This is a genomic window from Burkholderia sp. D-99 (genome assembly GCF_011605345.1).
Taxonomy (GTDB): domain Bacteria; phylum Pseudomonadota; class Gammaproteobacteria; order Burkholderiales; family Burkholderiaceae; genus Burkholderia.
On record NZ_JAAOXM010000001.1, the window covers coordinates 1,017,684 to 1,034,010 of the forward strand.

The 16,327-nt window shown below is 68.6% G+C and carries 16 protein-coding genes and 1 pseudogene; 7 read left to right on the top strand and 10 right to left on the bottom strand.

The window, feature by feature from the left end:
• Positions 1-9 precede the first annotated feature (9 nt).
• On the bottom strand, positions 10-1,011 hold the full coding sequence (locus HAV18_RS04430; protein WP_166953197.1) for an isoaspartyl peptidase/L-asparaginase family protein: 1,002 nt from the start codon (positions 1,009-1,011) through the stop codon (positions 10-12).
• Positions 1,008-1,952, bottom strand: coding sequence for a MurR/RpiR family transcriptional regulator (locus HAV18_RS04435; RefSeq protein ID WP_166953199.1), 945 nt, complete (start codon positions 1,950-1,952; stop codon positions 1,008-1,010). Before HAV18_RS04435 ends, HAV18_RS04430 begins: the two co-directional genes overlap by 4 nt.
• A 244-nt stretch (positions 1,953-2,196) precedes the next feature.
• On the opposite strand from HAV18_RS04435, the pseudogene HAV18_RS40245 reads away from it, so the two are divergent.
• The 3 genes and pseudogenes from HAV18_RS40245 to HAV18_RS04450 form a co-directional block, all read left to right on the top strand.
• Positions 2,197-2,358: pseudogene (locus HAV18_RS40245) on the top strand (porin); the annotation flags it as partial.
• A 318-nt stretch (positions 2,359-2,676) separates the two neighbouring features.
• On the top strand, positions 2,677-4,698 hold the full coding sequence (locus tag HAV18_RS04445; RefSeq protein WP_166953202.1) for a BCCT family transporter: 2,022 nt from the start codon (positions 2,677-2,679) through the stop codon (positions 4,696-4,698).
• A gap of 58 nt (positions 4,699-4,756) precedes the next feature.
• The gene (locus tag HAV18_RS04450; RefSeq protein WP_166953204.1) at positions 4,757-5,068 is read left to right on the top strand and encodes a hypothetical protein; all 312 of its coding nucleotides are present in this window, start codon (positions 4,757-4,759) and stop codon (positions 5,066-5,068) included.
• Positions 5,069-5,167: 99 nt separating this feature from the next.
• Here HAV18_RS04450 and HAV18_RS04455 read toward each other — a convergent pair whose 3' ends face one another.
• Positions 5,168-6,016: a class I SAM-dependent methyltransferase gene (locus HAV18_RS04455; RefSeq protein WP_166953206.1), complete on the bottom strand. Its 849-nt coding sequence runs from the start codon at positions 6,014-6,016 to the stop codon at positions 5,168-5,170.
• A gap of 199 nt (positions 6,017-6,215) precedes the next feature.
• On the opposite strand from HAV18_RS04455, the gene HAV18_RS04460 reads away from it, so the two are divergent.
• The 3 genes from HAV18_RS04460 (at position 6,216) to HAV18_RS04470 (ending at position 9,434) form a co-directional block, all read left to right on the top strand.
• On the top strand, positions 6,216-7,679 hold the full coding sequence (locus HAV18_RS04460) for a metallophosphoesterase (protein WP_166953208.1): 1,464 nt from the start codon (positions 6,216-6,218) through the stop codon (positions 7,677-7,679).
• Positions 7,676-9,061 carry a cytochrome c peroxidase gene (locus HAV18_RS04465; protein ID WP_347814729.1) on the top strand — a complete coding sequence of 462 codons (1,386 nt, stop codon included), beginning with the start codon at positions 7,676-7,678 and terminating at the stop codon, positions 9,059-9,061. The genes HAV18_RS04460 and HAV18_RS04465 overlap by 4 nt, the downstream gene beginning before the upstream one ends.
• 97 nt (positions 9,062-9,158) lie before the next feature.
• Complete coding sequence (locus HAV18_RS04470) at positions 9,159-9,434, top strand: hypothetical protein (RefSeq protein ID WP_166953210.1); 276 nt, start codon at positions 9,159-9,161, stop codon at positions 9,432-9,434.
• A gap of 81 nt (positions 9,435-9,515) precedes the next feature.
• Here HAV18_RS04470 and HAV18_RS04475 read toward each other — a convergent pair whose 3' ends face one another.
• Complete coding sequence (locus tag HAV18_RS04475; RefSeq protein WP_166953213.1) at positions 9,516-11,000, bottom strand: PLP-dependent aminotransferase family protein; 1,485 nt, start codon at positions 10,998-11,000, stop codon at positions 9,516-9,518.
• A 203-nt stretch (positions 11,001-11,203) separates the two neighbouring features.
• Here HAV18_RS04475 and HAV18_RS04480 point away from each other — a divergent pair, with 203 nt between their 5' ends.
• Complete coding sequence (locus tag HAV18_RS04480) at positions 11,204-11,554, top strand: hypothetical protein (RefSeq protein ID WP_166953215.1); 351 nt, start codon at positions 11,204-11,206, stop codon at positions 11,552-11,554.
• Between the two features lie 157 nt (positions 11,555-11,711).
• Here the strand turns inward: HAV18_RS04480 and HAV18_RS04485 are convergent, their stop codons facing one another.
• The 6 genes from HAV18_RS04485 to maiA all read right to left on the bottom strand — a co-directional run bounded on the left by HAV18_RS04485 (position 11,712) and on the right by maiA (position 16,325).
• The gene (locus HAV18_RS04485) at positions 11,712-12,134 is read right to left on the bottom strand and encodes a DUF6691 family protein (protein ID WP_166953217.1); all 423 of its coding nucleotides are present in this window, start codon (positions 12,132-12,134) and stop codon (positions 11,712-11,714) included.
• A 1-nt stretch (position 12,135) separates the two neighbouring features.
• Positions 12,136-12,570, bottom strand: a complete 435-nt coding sequence (locus HAV18_RS04490) for a YeeE/YedE family protein (RefSeq protein ID WP_166953219.1) — start codon at positions 12,568-12,570, stop codon at positions 12,136-12,138.
• Positions 12,560-12,910 (bottom strand): helix-turn-helix transcriptional regulator, encoded by a 351-nt coding sequence (locus tag HAV18_RS04495; RefSeq protein WP_166953221.1) that lies wholly within the window; start codon positions 12,908-12,910, stop codon positions 12,560-12,562. The genes HAV18_RS04490 and HAV18_RS04495 overlap by 11 nt, the downstream gene beginning before the upstream one ends.
• Before the next feature lie 96 nt (positions 12,911-13,006).
• Positions 13,007-14,368: an aromatic acid/H+ symport family MFS transporter gene (locus HAV18_RS04500; protein WP_166953223.1), complete on the bottom strand. Its 1,362-nt coding sequence runs from the start codon at positions 14,366-14,368 to the stop codon at positions 13,007-13,009.
• Between the two features lie 83 nt (positions 14,369-14,451).
• Positions 14,452-15,660 carry a 3-hydroxybenzoate 6-monooxygenase gene (locus tag HAV18_RS04505; RefSeq protein ID WP_166953225.1) on the bottom strand — a complete coding sequence of 403 codons (1,209 nt, stop codon included), beginning with the start codon at positions 15,658-15,660 and terminating at the stop codon, positions 14,452-14,454.
• A 23-nt stretch (positions 15,661-15,683) separates the two neighbouring features.
• Entirely contained in the window at positions 15,684-16,325 is a 642-nt protein-coding gene (gene maiA, locus HAV18_RS04510; RefSeq protein ID WP_166953227.1) for a maleylacetoacetate isomerase, read from the bottom strand.
• Positions 16,326-16,327 lie beyond the last annotated feature (2 nt).

Sequence of the window (16,327 nt, forward strand, 5' to 3'; positions counted from 1 at the left end):
GGTCCGGAATCAGGCCGTGTCGTCGTCGCGATAGATGCCGACCACCGGCGCTTCGCCGACGCGTGCGTAGCCGCGGTACATCCCTTCGGTGTTGAACGGCATCGCGACGTTGCCCTGCGCATCGACCGCGATGATCCCGCCGCGGCCCGCCAGGCGCGGCAGCTTGTTCATCACGACGTCGTGCGCGGCATCGGCGAGCGACGCGCCGCGGTACGCGATCTGCGCGGCGACGTCGTGCGCGGTCGCGAGCCGGATGAACATCTCGCCCGTGCCGGTCGACGACACCGCGCAGGTCGCATCGTCCGCATAGCAGCCTGCGCCGATGATCGGCGAATCGCCGACACGCCCCGGCTGCTTGTTCGTGATGCCGCCCGTCGACGTCGCCGCCGCGATGTGGCCGTGCTGGTCGCACGCGACTGCGCCGACCGTGCCGTGCTTGCGGTCCGGATCGAGCGGCTCGGCCGGCTGCTGCTGCGATTGGGAAGCGCCGAACGTGAACGTCGCCGCGTCGTGGTCGAGCATCACGCCGGCTGCCGCGCGTGCCTTGACCCACTGCGCATGACGTGCCTCGGTGTCGAAGTAGCCCGGTTCCGCGAGTTCGAGCCCCTGCGCGGCCGCGAACGCATCGGCGCCCGCACCGGCGAACAGCACGTGTTCGCTCGCCTCCATCACGCGCCGCGCGGCGAGCACGGGATTGCGCACGCGCGTCGCGCAGCAGATCGCACCGGCGCCGAGCGTCGCGCCATCCATGACCGCCGCGTCGAGTTCGTGCTTGCCTTCGGCCGTATAGACGGCGCCGCGCCCGGCGTTGAACAGCGGGCAGTCCTCGAGCATCCGCACCGCGACGGTGACGGCGTCGAGCGCGCTGCCGCCATCGGCCAGCACCTGCTGCGCGGCCGTCAGGATCGCGGTCAGTTCGGCACGGTACTGACGTTCGGTGTCGGAATCCATCGCATCGCGCAGGATCGTGCCTGCGCCGCCGTGAATCGCCACGATCGCGGGTGAAGTCATGTTTTTTTCGGACGGTGAGTAGAAGGATTGGCGGCAGGCTGCGTCGCTTGCGGCTGCATGAGCCACGGCAGCAGGAATTCGGTCATCTCGGCGGCGGATTTCGCGGACCGGTGCGTGCGCAGCGCGACCGCGTCGATCAGCGCCTCGATCATCGCGAGCACAGCCGCTTCCGACGTAGCCGCGAAGCGCCGTTCGGCCTTGACGTACAGGTTCAGCGACGCGATCGGCGCGAGCGGCGATTGCGGGCCGTCGGAGATACCCAGTACGCGTGCACCGCGCGCTGCCGCGCGACGGGCGAGTTCGATCGTGTCCTTCACATAGCGCGGAAACGCGAGCGCGATCACGAGATCGCGCGAGTCGGCCGTATATAAGCGCCGCGCCGCGTGCGACGGGCCGCCGAGCAGCGCGAGCGACTGCACATTGTCGTGACAGACGGACAGCCCGTGCTCCATCAGCCCGGTGAGAAACGCGCTCGACCCCGCGCCGAGGATCAGCACGCGCCGCGCGCCGACGATCGCCTCGACCGCGGCCTCGACATCGGCTGCGTCCAGTTGCGCACGCGTGTTCTCGATGTTCGCGACGGCCTGGTCGAATACCGCGTCGATCCATACGGCACCGCGTACACCAGGCTCCTGCTCCTGCGCGGAACGCAGCCGCTCGACCGGCCCGAGGGTCGCCTCGAAGCCGCGCACGAGCGCCGCGCGCATCGCCGGATAGCCGTCGAAACCGAGCGCCTTCGCGAAGCGGTTCGCGGTCGCGATCGACGCATTCACGGCCTGCGCGAGTTCGTCGATGCGCATCGTCGCCGCGCGGAACGGATTCGCGAGCACGAACTCGCCCATGCGCCGATGGATCGGCGTCATCAACGGCATCGCCGACGCGATCCGCTCGGCGATCGCGGGTTCGTCGTGACTGGCATCGTGCGGAACGAGAGGCGTCATGCGAAGGGTTGTTGAAAGAATGATGGAAATGAATTTACACAATCCCGGTCATGAAAAGAAATAAATTTTCATCGCGATCGTCACGCCCCGTCCCGCTCCTTTCGACCACACGATCGCTCGCACAGCCCCGCCGCACGGGCCTTTCGCGCGTGATTGCCGCACCTCGCCACGTGCGTTGACTGCCCTCGCTCATCGGGAAAACCCCGAGCAAGTTCGTTCGAATGCAATTTCACGTTGACCGGATTCGCTGCAGGCGTACACGCATTCGAGCGGGCAGACGCTCGGTGCGCAAGGGGCCGGCCACGTGATCGACGCGATGCCGATCGTCGGCGATTCGCAGCAGCTCACGCCCTCGACGACGCACGGCCAGTTCGTCGGCATGGCCGGGATCGCCGTCATCTTCTGATCCATCTCGACAGCGCCTTCGGCACGCTACCCCCGCCCCGGGCGACACGCATTTCGCGCATGCCACGCATGTTGTCTGGTCACCCGATACGCGGCCGCCGCGGCGTTTTCAGCGCCGCGCCCGCCCGTCGCACGAACCGCGCGGGTTTTCTCGATCCCTCCCGATACCTTACAATTCGTCAGGTTTATCCCTTCTGCATACCCCTTCTTGCAGTCCTGACACCGCGGTACACTCGACGCACGCCGTATCAGGGTCCGACGCGCGACACGCGCGCCGGGCGGCGTCGCGCCTCGTTGCGCCCACAACTGGATGCCAGCCATGCCAGATTCCCGCCCCTCGCCCCGCACGACATTCAAGCCACAGGTCGTCCTGCCCGCGCTCGCGGTCATCGGCGCACTGCTCGTCGTGTGCGCATTGCGCCCGAGCGAAGCCGGCGCGCTGTTCTCCGCCGGCCAGCAATGGGTCATCGCGCGCTTCGACTGGTTCTACGTGCTCGCCGTCACCGGCTTCCTCGTGTTTCTCGTGCTGATCGCCGCGAGCGACTTCGGCAACATCCGGCTCGGGCCCGACGATGCCGAGCCCGAATTCAGCTTCGTGTCGTGGACAGCGATGCTGTTCGCCGCCGGCATGGGCATCGGCCTCATGTACTTCGGCGTCGGCGAGCCGATGCAGCACTTCCTGAAGCCGCCGACCGTCGACCCGGGCACGCCCGCCGCCGCGCGCGAGGCGATGCTGATGACCTTCTTCCACTGGGGCTTCCATGCGTGGGCGATCTACGGGCTGATGGGGCTCGTGCTCGCGTACTTCGGCTTCCGCTACAACCTGCCGCTGACGCTGCGCTCGGGGCTGTATCCGGTGCTGCGCGAGCGCATCAACGGCTGGATCGGTCACACGGTCGATGCGTTCGCGCTGGTCGGCACGGTCGCCGGCATCGCAACGACGCTCGGCTACGGGGTGATGCAGATCAGCGCCGGCCTGCATACGGTCGCCGGCTGGGATACGGGCAGCAATGCGTTTCGCATCGGGCTCGTCGCGCTCGTCGTGATCCTCGCAGGGCTGTCGGCCGCAAGCGGCCTCGACAAGGGCGTGCGGCGGCTGTCCGAGCTGAACCTGCTGCTCGCGTTCCTGCTGCTCGCGTTCGTGGCTGTCGCGGGCCCGACGGCGTTCCTGCTGCGCGCGCTCGGCGACAACATCGGCCAGTACCTGTCGAGCCTCGTCGACCTGTCGTTCCGCACGTACGCGTACGCATCGCCGCGCGAGGAAGGCTGGTTCGGCGGCTGGACGATCCTCTACTGGGCGTGGTGGGTATCGTGGTCGCCGTTCGTCGGCATGTTCATTGCGCGCATCTCGCGCGGCCGCACGATCCGCCAGTTCGTGATCGGCGTGCTGCTCGTGCCGACCGCGTTCAACCTCGTGTGGATGACCGTGTTCGGCAACAGCGCGATCTGGCTCGATACACATGGTGCAGCCGGCGCGCTCGCGCAGACGGCCACCAACGTCGATTCGCTGCTGTTCCGCTTCTTCGATTTCCTGCCGCTGTCGCAAGTGCTGTCGATCGCCGCGATCGTGCTGATCGCGGTGTTCTTCGTCACGTCCGCCGATTCGGGCGCGTTCGTGATCGACCAGATCGCGACGCGCGGCAACGCGCACTCGCCGGTCTGGCAACGGCTGTTCTGGGCAGCGCTGCTCGGCGTGACGGCCGCGGTGCTGCTCGTCGCAGGCGGGCTCGGCGCCTTGCAGGCGATGACGCTGATCGCCGCGCTGCCGGTCGCGATCATCATGATCGCGCTCTGCTACGGGCTATGGCGCGGGCTCGCGGCCGACCGCGTGCACTATTCGCAGGACGTCGCGCCCGCGACGAGCTTCTGGACCGGCCAGCACTGGCGCCACCGCCTGACGCACATCCTGCGGCAGACGACCGAAGCGGAAGCACGCCAGTTCGTTGCCGAAACGGTCGAGCCCGCGCTGCGCAAAGTCGCCGACGAGTTGCGCGCGAGCGGCGTCGATGCGAACGTGCAGCGCGATAGCGACGATGCGGTGCGTCTCACCGTGCCGACCGCCGACCACCGCGATTTCGTGTACGGCGTGCGCGTGACGATGAAATCCGCGGCCGCGTTCCTCGTACGCGAGGCGGCCGGGCCGGAAGCGGCACGGGCGCACGTGTACGGGATCGTCACGTTCTTCGAGGACGGGCGGCTTGGCTACGACGTCGAATACCTGCGCGGCGACGAAGTAATTGCCGACGTGTTGCGCCAGTACGAACGCTACGTGTCGCTCGCGGCCGACAAGCGCACGCATCTGCTGAGCCGCGCGCCGGGGCATGCGACGGAGGCCGAATGAACCCGCGTGCCGCCCTCACTGCGTCGTGGCCGCCTGCCACGCCCGACGGAGCCACACGATGACCGGGTTCCTGCAAAGCCGCGCCTCCGACGTCATCGCGCTCGGCACGCTCGCCGTGCTCTATCTCGGTGGAGCCGGCATCGCGCTATGGCGGATCCGCGCCGCGGCGCCGCGCGGCAAGGTCTACTGGATCATCTGCGCGGCGCTGCTCGCCGGTGGCGCCATCGCGATGGGCATCAACCTGTCGCCGATGCCGGACACCGGGGACATGCCGCCCGGGTTTGCGCTCGGCGTCGAGGCGGTCCTGCTCGGTCTCGCATTGGTCGCCGGCGGTTGCGCGTGGCTGATGCTGCGCGCGCGGCGACGCTGACGCACGGACGTCGCGCGGCCCGGTTTCGTTCCGCGCGAACGGCAACGCGCGGGGCGAACCGGCCGCTCCTTCCCTGATCCGCTTCCTAACCGCAACGCGTTACGCGGACGGTGCACGCGCCGTCACGAACCAGCATGCTGCGTCGAAGCGCACATCCGCACCGTCGACGTAAGGCTCGAACGCGGCACGCATCGTGTCGACCACGCGCCGCCGCGTTGCCTCGTCCACTTCCAGCAACGCCAGCCCGACCGGGCCCAGCCGGGTGATGTAGTCGTCCAGCGCAGGCGCGGGCAGCGCGCACGCCAGATCGACCGGCTCGATCGCAATGTCCGCCCAGCCGCTGTCCGCCAGCACCGACGCGATCCGCTGCCGGTCGCCGAACCCGAACTGCCCCGGCGCGCCGGGCCGCCGCGCGGGCAGGTTCGGCAGCAACGGCGCCGCGGCCCGCTCGGCGATCGTCATGAACGGATTGTCCGCCGCGCTGCGCCATGCGACGAACCGCATCTGCGCATTCGGCCGCGCCGCATGCCGCAGATTCGCGAAGGCGCGAACCGGATCGTCGAAGAACATCACGCCGAGGCGCGACACGATCAGGTCGACGCTCGCGGGCGCGAACGCGTGCGTCTGCACATCCGCACGCACGAAGCGGGCATGAACGCCGCTGCGTTCGGCGCGCGCCTGCGCGGCGTCGATCATCCGGGCCGAGATATCGATGCCCGTGCATTGCGCCTGCGCACCGAGCCGCTGCGCGATTGCAACCGTGACCCCGCCTGTGCCGCAGCCGACGTCGAGCACGCTGCGCGCGGACGACGTGGCCGCCGCCTCTACAAGCAACCTCTCCAACGGCTCGAACATCCGGTCGATCGACGCCTGCGTATCGACCCAGGCACGCCCCGACGGGCCGTTCCACAGCGCGGATTGTTCGTCATTGGGCCGGCTGGTTTCCATCGTCGATTCCCCTTCTGATTCGTTGATCGTGCATCGCACTTTGCTGCTTCAAGCCCGCTTGAGGTCAAGCCCCCTGGCCGCGACCTGCCGCCGCAACGTCGACGCCCGGCCCGCGTGCGAGCCCCCGTCGCGCACCGTTTTTTTCATATTTCTTACATTCACACTGCGTATCGTTGACGACTTTCCTACGGTGCCTCCCATGCGACGATTCCTCCCGCGCGCCTTGCTCGTCCGCTGCGCTCCCCTTGTTGCCCTCGCCGCGCTGTCCGCGTGCTCGAACCACATCGATTCGCCGGCCGATCCGGCGAGTGCGTCGGTCAACGTCCAGGCCGCATGGGTTGAGATCGGCGATACGAACCAGGCGATCGCACGCGTCATCACGAACTACACCCCCGCGTCGTCCAGCGATCCGCTGTGCCCGCAACTGACCGTCGACGGCAAGCTGTCGCGCATGTCCCTGCGCGCGGGCGCCGCGACCATCGCCCAGCGGCCGACCGCCAGCGACCCGTCCGATTCGAAGCCGTCGAGCTTCCCTGTTTCCGTCTGCGAGGCGACACTGCCGACCGGTGCGCAGGCGGCGAGCGTCGCGGGCCGCACGCTGCCGCTGCCGAAGGCGCAGCCGCAACGCATCGCGATCATCGCCGACACCGGCTGCCGCATGAAGAAAGCCGACAACGCATGGCAGGCGTGCAACGACGCGACGGTCTGGCCGCTCGACACGATCGCGGCCAGCGTCGCGAAGCTGTCGCCCGACCTGGTGATGCACATCGGCGACTACCACTATCGCGAGAACGCATGCCCGCCGGACATCGCCGGCTGCAAGGACAGCCCGTGGGGCTATGGCTGGGATACGTGGCAGGCCGACCTGTTCCGCCCGGCCGCGCCGTTGCTCGCGAAGGCACCGTGGGTCGTCGTGCGCGGCAACCACGAGGAATGCGCGCGCGCGGGCCAGGGCTGGTTCCGCTTCCTCGATCCGCGCCCGTATGCGGCCGCGCGCTCGTGCGACGATCCGGCCAACGACAACAACGCGAACTATTCGGAACCCTATGCGGTATCGCTCGGCGGCGGCTCGCAGGTGATCGTGTTCGACACCGCGAAGGTCGGCCGCACGCCGCTCAAGACGACCGACGCGCAATTCGGCATCTACCAGAAGCAGTTCCAGACGGTCGCCGCGCTCGCGTCGAAGGCCGGCATGACGACGACGATCTTCACGAACCACCATCCGATCCTCGCGTTCGCGCCGATCGCCGGCAGCACGCCCGCGCCGGGCAACCTCGCGCTGCAGTCGGTGATGTCGAGCCTCAATGCGCAGGCGTACTATCCGCCCGGCGTGCACGTCGCGCTGCACGGGCACGTGCACGATTTCCAGGCGATCAACTTCTCGTCCGGGCACCCGGCGACGATCGTGTCCGGCAACGGCGGCGACAATCTCGACGTCGCGCTGCCCGACCCGTTCCCGGCCGGCCTGACGCCCGCACCGGGCGCCGTGATCGAGCGGCTGTCGCACAACAACAGCTTCGGTTTCCTGATCATGGAACGCCGGGCCGCCCCGGCGACCGGCTGGGTGTTCCACGCGTATTCGGCGGCCGGCAAGCTGCTCGCGTCGTGCAACCAGTCGGGCACGACGCTCGCTTGCGACAAGACGGGGTTCATTGCGCCGTGAGTGAGGAAGTTCGATGTGACGGCCGCCATGCGCGCGGCCGGCAAACGCTGCGCACACTGGCCGCTGCCGTGCTCGCCGGCCTGACGCTCGCGGCTCAAGCCGCGCCGGCCGAAACCGTCCTGCTGCCCGGTGCGCCGCCTTCACGCGTGGTCGACACGATCGGCAACGGCACGCCGCAAGTGACGGGCAAGATCGATGCGGCTACCGCGAGATTCGCGCCCGACCCGACGCTCGTCGCGCTCGGCCGCCGGATCTTCTTCGATTCGCGGCTGTCCGAGCCGCGCGGCATGTCGTGCGCGGGTTGCCACGACCCGGGGCGCGCGTTCGCGCCGACGCTGTCGGCCGCCTCGCTCGCGGGGCCCGGCGTGCCGGAAGGCAGCCGTCCCGGGCGTTTCAGCCAGCGCAACGCACCCTCGCTGCTCTATGTGCGCTACGTGCCGCGCCGCCACTTCTACCAGGACGACGACGCGCCCGCGCCGTCACCGTTCGGCGGCCTGTTCAGCGACGGCCGTGCGGATACGCTCGCCGAGCAGATCCGCGGGCCGCTGTTCGATCCGAACGAGATGAACAACCGGTCGCCGGCCGCGCTGCTGCGCAAGGTCGACGCGACCGAACTCGCGCCCGAGCTCGCCGCGCGCTTCGGCGCATCGGTGCAGCGCGACCCCGAGCAACTGGTGCGTGCGCTGGGCCTGGCCGTCGAAGCCTATCTGCAGAGCGACGAGATGGCGCCGTTCACGTCGCGTTTCGACGCATTCCTGCGCACGCGCAAACCGCTCGCACCGGCCGAGATGCGCGGCCTCGCGCTGTTCCGGAATCCTGACAAGGGCAATTGCATGAGCTGCCACACGCTGTCGGAGACATCGAGCCGCCCGGAGCGTTCGCTTTTCACCGATTTCGGCTACGACGCGATCGCGGTGCCGCGCAATCGCGCGCTGCCGGCAAACCGCGATCCGCGTCATTTCGACAACGGCCTGTGCGACACCGCACGGCGGCTGCGCTGGCCCGAGCCGACGCAATGGTGCGGCTACCTGCGCACGCCGGGGCTGCGCAACGTCGCGGTCAAGCAGTCGTTCATGCACAACGGCGTGTTCACGACGCTGCGCGACGCGGTCGCGTTCTACAACACGCGCTCGACTGACCCAGGCTTCTGGTATCACGGGGCCAGAACGTTCGACGATGTGCCGGCCGCCTATCGCGGCAACATCAACGTCAACTCGACGCCGATGAACCGCCGGCCCGGCACGCTGCCCGCGCTGACCGACACGGAGATCGACGACATCGTCGCGTTCCTCGGCACGCTGACCGACGCGCGCTATACGGGGGTCGCCGCGCCCGCGGCCCCTGTTGCCCGGATCACGCGAACCGCTGCGCCGGCTCGCTGACCCTGGCCGAACGGCCAGCCGCATGCGCGCCCGCTTGCGGCCGCCCCGAACACTGGTTATATTTACAGCACTGTATTTATGAACAGTGAGGCGCGCGATGGAACATCTGGTCCGTATCGTCAACGAAGCCGATCGCCAAGTGCTGGCGTGGCTCCGCGCCCAGGTCGGCGATGCCCGCGTCGAGCACGCGGCTCGCCAGCTCGGGCATACACGCAAGCCCTTCCCGTCCGCCGTTTGCCGATATCTGGGCATGAGCGCACCGGCCACGCTGCGCCAGGCCGAACGGCCGCGCGCCGCGCGCGATTTCTCGGTCGGCGATCGTTACCTGTCGCTGATCCGCCAGCACCTCGCCACGCACTCGGCCAGCCGATGAAATGGCGGCGGCTTGCCGAGTCGGTGGCCCGGAAAGCCGGGGGGCTTGCGTCTTCGCAAGCTCGGCCAGCCGCCACCGCGCTTACGTGGCCGCCATGGCTTCCCGTACGAGGCGGCCGAGCGTTTCGAACGCCGCTTCGTGCGCCGCATCGAACACGCGCGTGCAAGCGAGCCGGATATAGCCGTCGAAGCGGTCGGAATTCGAGAAGATCGAACCGGGCGCGATCCTGACGCCGTGCGCAAGCGCGGCGTCGAACAGCGCCTCGGAGCGCACGCCGTCCGGCAATGCGATCCACAGCAGCATGCCGCCTGGCGGCTGGTTCATCCGGGTTCCAGCCGGGAAATGCCGTGCAATCGCGTCGATCGTCACGTCGCGCTGCACGCTCAGCTGTTCGCGGAACCGGCGGAGATGGCGATCGAACGCGCCCGAACCGACGAATTCGGCCGCAACGGCTTGCAGCAACGCAGCGTTGTGCCGGCTGTGCGCGAACTTCAGCATCTTCACGCGCGCGTGCCAGCGCCCCGCGCTGATCCAGCCAAGACGCATCCCGGGGGCCAGTACCTTGTTGAACGACGGGCAGTAGATCACCGTGCCGTCGCGATCCCATGCCTTCACCGGCTTGACCGCCTGTGGCGCCTCGACGAGTTCGCGATATGGCTCGTCCTCGATCACGGCCACGCCGTGACGCGAACAGAGCGAGACGAGCGCGGCCTTGCGCCCGTCAGGCATCACGCAGCCGAGCGGGTTCTGCAGGTTCGGCACGACGACCACGGCCCGAATGTCCGGATACGCGGTCAGCGCCACTTCGAGCGCCTCGATCGACAGGCCGGTTGTCGGGCTGGCCGGGATTTCGAGTGCGCGCAAGCCGAGGCTTTCGAGCAACTGGATCAAGCCGAAGAACGCCGGCGATTCGATCGCGATCGTGTCGCCGGGGCGCGCCACCGCACGCAACGCGAGATTCACGGCATCGACGCCACCGCTCGTCGACATCACGTCGTCCGGCGTCACCGTTACGCCATACGAGAGCGCGCGCTTGGCCATCGTCTGCCGGAACTCGGGCGAACCGCCGACGGGCCCCGCATCGGTCAGCAAGGTGGGCTTGCGCCGCAATAGCCGGATCGCGAGCGCCTGCAGGCGCTCGGCCGGATACAGCGTGGCCAGCGCGGACGCGCCGCCGAGATTCAGCGCATCGGGCGCCGCGTTGGCGCGGTCGATCACGCGAGACACGCGTTCGTGCAGGCCCGCGAACGGCGGCTCGACGCTCAGCGGCGGCCCATCGCTTTCCGGCAGCGTGTCGAGCGCGACCGCCGCGCGGCGCCGCACGAAGTAGCCGGAACGCGGCTTCGCCTCGCACCAGCCCGTATCCTCGAGCCGCCGGAACGCCTGGATCGCGGTCGACAGGCTCACGCCGTGCTGTGCCATGAACGCGCGCACCGACGGCATCCGGTCGCCGGGCGCCAGCGTGCCGGCCGCGATGATGCGGCGGTAATGCTCGGCGAGCCGTTCGTAAAGCGGCTCGCCGTCCAGCGGCAACGGTGGGCGGGATGAATCGGTGAAAGGCGTCATACAGGCGATCGTGCCCGCTCGCCCGATGGCACGCCAGATACAGACTCCGGGGAAAACCACCGATACAGCAACGCAAAATCGTCGTCTGCACCGCAACAGATTCCCGCCCCCTGAATCTGTCGTGCCGGTGCCCGTTTCCCTAACCTGACTGCACGCTGTCGCCTCGCCGTCGCGAGGCCGCGCAACCGGGAAAGGGAATCGCCATGCAAACGCATCACATCCGGCTCGACGCCGGGCAAAGCCACTTTGCGTGGTTCGACAAGGGCAGCCGGGTGATCGTGCTCGACGGCGCGCTTGCGGTCACGCTGCGCCACGGCGGGCTCGACTGGCTCCCCGACGCGCCGCAGCACATTCGCCGCTTGCTCGACGAAGGCGAATGCCTGACGCTCGAGACGGCCGGCCACGTGGCACTGTCGGCCGGCGGCGCCGGCGCAGTCAGCACGGCGATCGTGGAACCGGCGAGCCGGAGGGGTTTGCTCGTGGCGTGGCGCGCAATCCTGCGCCGGCTGTCCGCAAGGATGCACGGCGGCCATCGTGTGCGCGAGCATTCGTGAAAAGGAGACTTGCCGTGGTGTCATGGAGGAGCGTCAGGCTGACACCGCATCATCCGGCGGAGATCTGGCGCGGTCCGGTTCGGCCACACTCATGCGGATCGACCGCCCTCGGCCGGTTCAACCGCCGCAGCCTGCCTCGCACGCGGCGGTCACGGCATCACCGTGCGCTCCTGCGACGCTCGATCCACTCGAATACCGCCATCCCTGCCAGCATCGCGACGACGAACCCGATCCCCTTCGCCGACCCGAAGCCGATCGACACGATCGCGGGCCCCGGGCAGAACCCGGCGATCCCCCAGCCGATGCCGAACACGGCACTTCCGGCAACCAGGCGCACGGTGATCGCTCGCAGGGCCGGCAACTGCATCCGCAGGCCGAGCCACGACCGCGTCCGGCGCTTCGCCCATGCGAACGAGAACACGGCCACGCCCGTCGCGCCGGCCATCACAAACGCGAGCGACGGATCCCAGCGGCCCGCCAGGTCGAGAAAGCCGAACACCTTCTGCGGATTGGCCATGCCCGACACGATGAGGCCGACGCCGAACAGCAGCCCCGCCAAAAACGCGAATCCTGCCTGCATGTCAGCCCCCCAACACGTGCCGTCGCACGAATACGGTCGCGAAGCCCGCGACCATGAAGACTGCCGTCGCGACCACCGAGCGCAGCGCGCCGCGCGACATCCCGCATACGCCGTGGCCGCTCGTGCAGCCTCCCGCGTACCGCGTGCCGATTCCGACCAGCAGCCCGGCCGCCAGCAACTCGAACCAGCCTGCATCGATCTGCGGCGTCAGGCTGTTCCCGGCGATGTGCGTCGCGAGCGGTGCCGCGATCAGCCCGGCGACGAACGCGACGCGCCAGTCGCGCTCGCCGGCGCGTGCCGTGAGCAAGCCGCCGACGATGCCGCTGATGCCGGCAATCCGGCCGTTGAACGCGACGAGCCACGCGGCCGCGAGCCCGATCAGCACGCCACCGGCCAGCGACAGCCACGGCGTGAAATGAAGTGCATCAAGCTGCATCGCGCCGCCCCTTCGCGGCCGGGCCGCAGAACTGTTCGTACAGCACGCCCATCACCGCGATCGCGGCCGGGCTGTCGAGCGAGTAGTGAATGTTCTTGCCGTCGCGGCGCGTGCGAACCAGCGCGTTGTCCCGCAACACGCCGAGCTGCTGCGACAGCGTCGGCTGACGGATATCCAGCGCTGCCTCGAGATCGCTCACGCGGCGCTCACCCTGGGACAGCTCGCAGAGCAGCAGCAGCCGGTCGGGATTCGACAGCACCTTGAGCAGCGCGCAGGCCGATTCGGCGGCCGCGCGCATCGGGTCGGGTTCCGGGAACCCGGCGGAAAGATCGTCGTTCATCGGCGCAGGAAGACAATTAAAGAATCGATATTATATTAAATCATATAATGTTGTATCTCCCTGTTTGCCGGCTGACGGCCTTGCGCCCTCCTTCGCTCAGGCCTGCTCGCCCGCCATCGTCTTCGCGGTCGGTGCGCGCGCCGCGCCAGCACGAACCATGCCGAGCGCCAGCACTGTGATCGCCGCTATCACGCACGGCGCCGCGACGACGGCAAAGGCAGTCGACAACGGCACGCCCATCGCCAGCATCGCACCACCCGCCATCGATCCGACGACCGAGCCGCCGCGGCCGATCCCGTTCGCCCAACTTACACCGGTGGTGCGGCACTCGGTCGGATAGAACGCGGCCGACAGCGCATTGGCGCCGACCTGTGAACCCGATACGCAGAAGCCGGCCGCGAACACGGCGAGCGCGGCGCCCCACGGCGACGCGGCAAACACACCGATCGCGGCGACGAATGCGCCGGCCGCCGCGTAGCTGCAGGCCAGTACGCGATGCGGGTCGAAACGGTCCATCAGCCAGCCGAGGACGATCGCGCCGAACGTGCCGCCGACCTGGAACATCGCGGTCACGTGCGCAGCCGTCTGCAGCGTCGCACCGGTCGTGCGCAGCAGCGTCGGCAGCCAGCTCGACAGCAGATAGATGACGAGCAGGCTCATGAAGAACGTGAGCCACAGCAGCAGCGTGCCGCGCAGCAGGTCGGCGCCGAACAGGCGGCCAAGCGGCGATCCGGCCGGTTTGCCGGCCGGCGCGGTGAACGACGCGTTCAGAAGATGCGGATCCGGCGCAATGCGGCCGAGCATCGCGGCGATCCGCGCGGAAGGTGCGTGCCGATTGACGAGATAGCGCACCGATTCCGGCAGCCGCCACGCGAGCACCGGCAGGAGCAGCAGCGGCGCAGCCCCGCCGACGACGAGCACCGAACGCCAGCCGTGGTGCTCGATCAGCGACGCAGCCGCGAGCCCGCCAAGCGCGGAGCCGATCGTGAAGCCGCAGAACATCGTCGTCACCAGCAGCGAACGGCGTCGTGCCGGGCAGTATTCGGAGGTCAGCGTGATCGCATTGGGCATCGCGCCGCCGAGCCCGAGCCCGGTCACGAAGCGCCACGCGATCAGCTCGGTCAGGCCGCCCGCACTCGCCGACGCGGCGCTCGCGATGCCGAAGCACGCCACGCACGCGAGCAGCAGGCGCTTGCGGCCGAACCGGTCGCCGAATGGCCCGAACACGAGCGCGCCGGCCATCAGCCCCCCGAGCCCCGCGCCGAACACCGGTGCAAGCTGCGCGGGCGACAGGCCCCATTCCACGCGGATGACGGGGGCGATGAAACCGATCGATGCGGTATCGAAACCGTCGATCGCGACGATCAGGAAGCACAGGACGACGATCGCGGCCTGAAACGGCGCAACGCGATGCCGGTCGATCCATTCGCTGACGTCGATGGACAGCGTATCGGCCATGATGGTGTCTCCTCCAGGAAGGCGGTCGCGCGTCGTACGTCGTTGAAAAATGCGCGCCGCCGGATTCGGGCTGAACGGATGCGTTATGCGACCGTCTTCAGGCAATCCTCTGCGCGCCAGCCGTGCAGCCAGTCGAGCGCGTCGTAGAACTGCGCCTGCGTGCGGCCGACCCAGAGCCCGTTGCGCACCAGCCGCTCGACGCCCTTCGCGTGATAGATCCGCCCCATCTCGCGCGCCGAATACAGCACGCGCGCGGTGCGCGGAATCCGCGCGCGTTCGTACAGTGCGAACGCCGCCTCGAAATCGCCGTCGGCCTGCGCGACGGCCGCGCCGAGCGTCACCGCGTCCTCGAGCGCCTGGCACGCGCCCTGCGCAATGTATTGCGTCATCGGATGCGCGGCGTCGCCGAGCACCGTCGCACGGCCCGCGCTCCAGCGTTCGACCGGGTCGCGGTCAGCGGTGGCCCAGCGCTTCCACGACGTCGGCCGGTCGAGCATCTGCTTCGGCAGCGGATGAATGCCGTCGAAGTACGACAGCACTTCTTCCTTGCTCCCCTCGCGCACGCCCCAAGTTTCCTGCTCGCGGCTGTGGAACGTGACGACGAGGTTGTACTGCCGCCCGCCGCGCAGCGGATAGTGGACGAGATGGCAATGCGGGCCGGCCCACACGACCGGCGCATTGATCTGCAGATCCTTCGGCATGTTGTCGACGTCGACCACCGCGCGATACACGACGTGGCCCGTCACGCGATGCACATCGCCGATCAGCGCATGACGGATCGCCGATTTCACGCCGTCACAGCCGATCACTGCATCGGCGCGATAACGTTCGCCGTGCTGGTCGGTCACGGTCACGCCGTTGCCGTCCTGCTCGAACCCGCACACCTGCGTGCTCGTCCGGAACTCGATCAAAGGATGATCCTTGACCGCCTCGTAGATCGACAGGTGAATGTCCGCTCGATGAATCACCGCATACGGATTGCCGAAGCGCTCGCGGTACGCGGCGCCCGTATCGATGCGCGCAACCTCGCGCGCATCGACCGCATCCATCAGCTGCAGCCAGTCGGTGAACACGGCCCGGCTGCGCGCGGCCTCGCCGACACCCAGCGCATCGAGCGCATTGAACGCGTTCGCCGCGAGCTGGATTCCCGCGCCGATCTCGCCGATCTGCTCGGCCTGTTCGAGCAGCTTCACGCGAATGCCCTGGCGCGCGAGCGCGAGCGCCGTCGCGAGGCCGCCGATGCCGCCGCCGATCACCAGCACGCGCCGGCCGTTGTCTTGTGTCTCGTCCATGTCTGTCTCCTGCTTCTTTCTTGTTACTCGACGTAATCCGGTTGCCGCTGCGGCTGCGCCGCGTCGAACGCCGGCTCATGCCGCGCGTGTTCATACACCGCGAGGCTGCGTGGATAGGCGCTCAGGTCGCAGTCCATCCGCAACGCGTTCGCGACCTGCGGCACGAGACACACGTCGGCCAGTGTCGGCGTGTCGCCGAAGCACCACGGGCCCTCGCCCGAGCGCGCGAGCAGCCGCTCGACGCCGGCCATCCCTTCCGCGATCCAGTGCCGGTACCACGCGGTCTTCTGTTGTGGCGTGACCTTCAGCTCGCTGTCGAGATAGCGCAGCACGCGCAGGTTGTTGACCGGATGGATGTCGCAGGCGATCAGCGCCGCGAGTTCCAGCACGTGCGCACGACGGCGCAGTTCGAGCGGAATCAGTCGCGGCGTCGGCTGGATCTGGTCGAGGTAATCGAGGATCGCGAGCGACTGGCCGAGACGGAAATCGCCGTCGACCAGCGCCGGCACCGCCGCGGACGGGTTCACGTTCGCGACGTAGGCCGCGTCGCGATGCTCGCCGGTGCGGATGTTCACCGGCAGCGTGTCATACGGCATCCCTTTCAGCGCGAGCGCGATGCGCACCCGGTAGGACGTCGAACTGTTGAAGAAGCTATGCAGTTGCACGA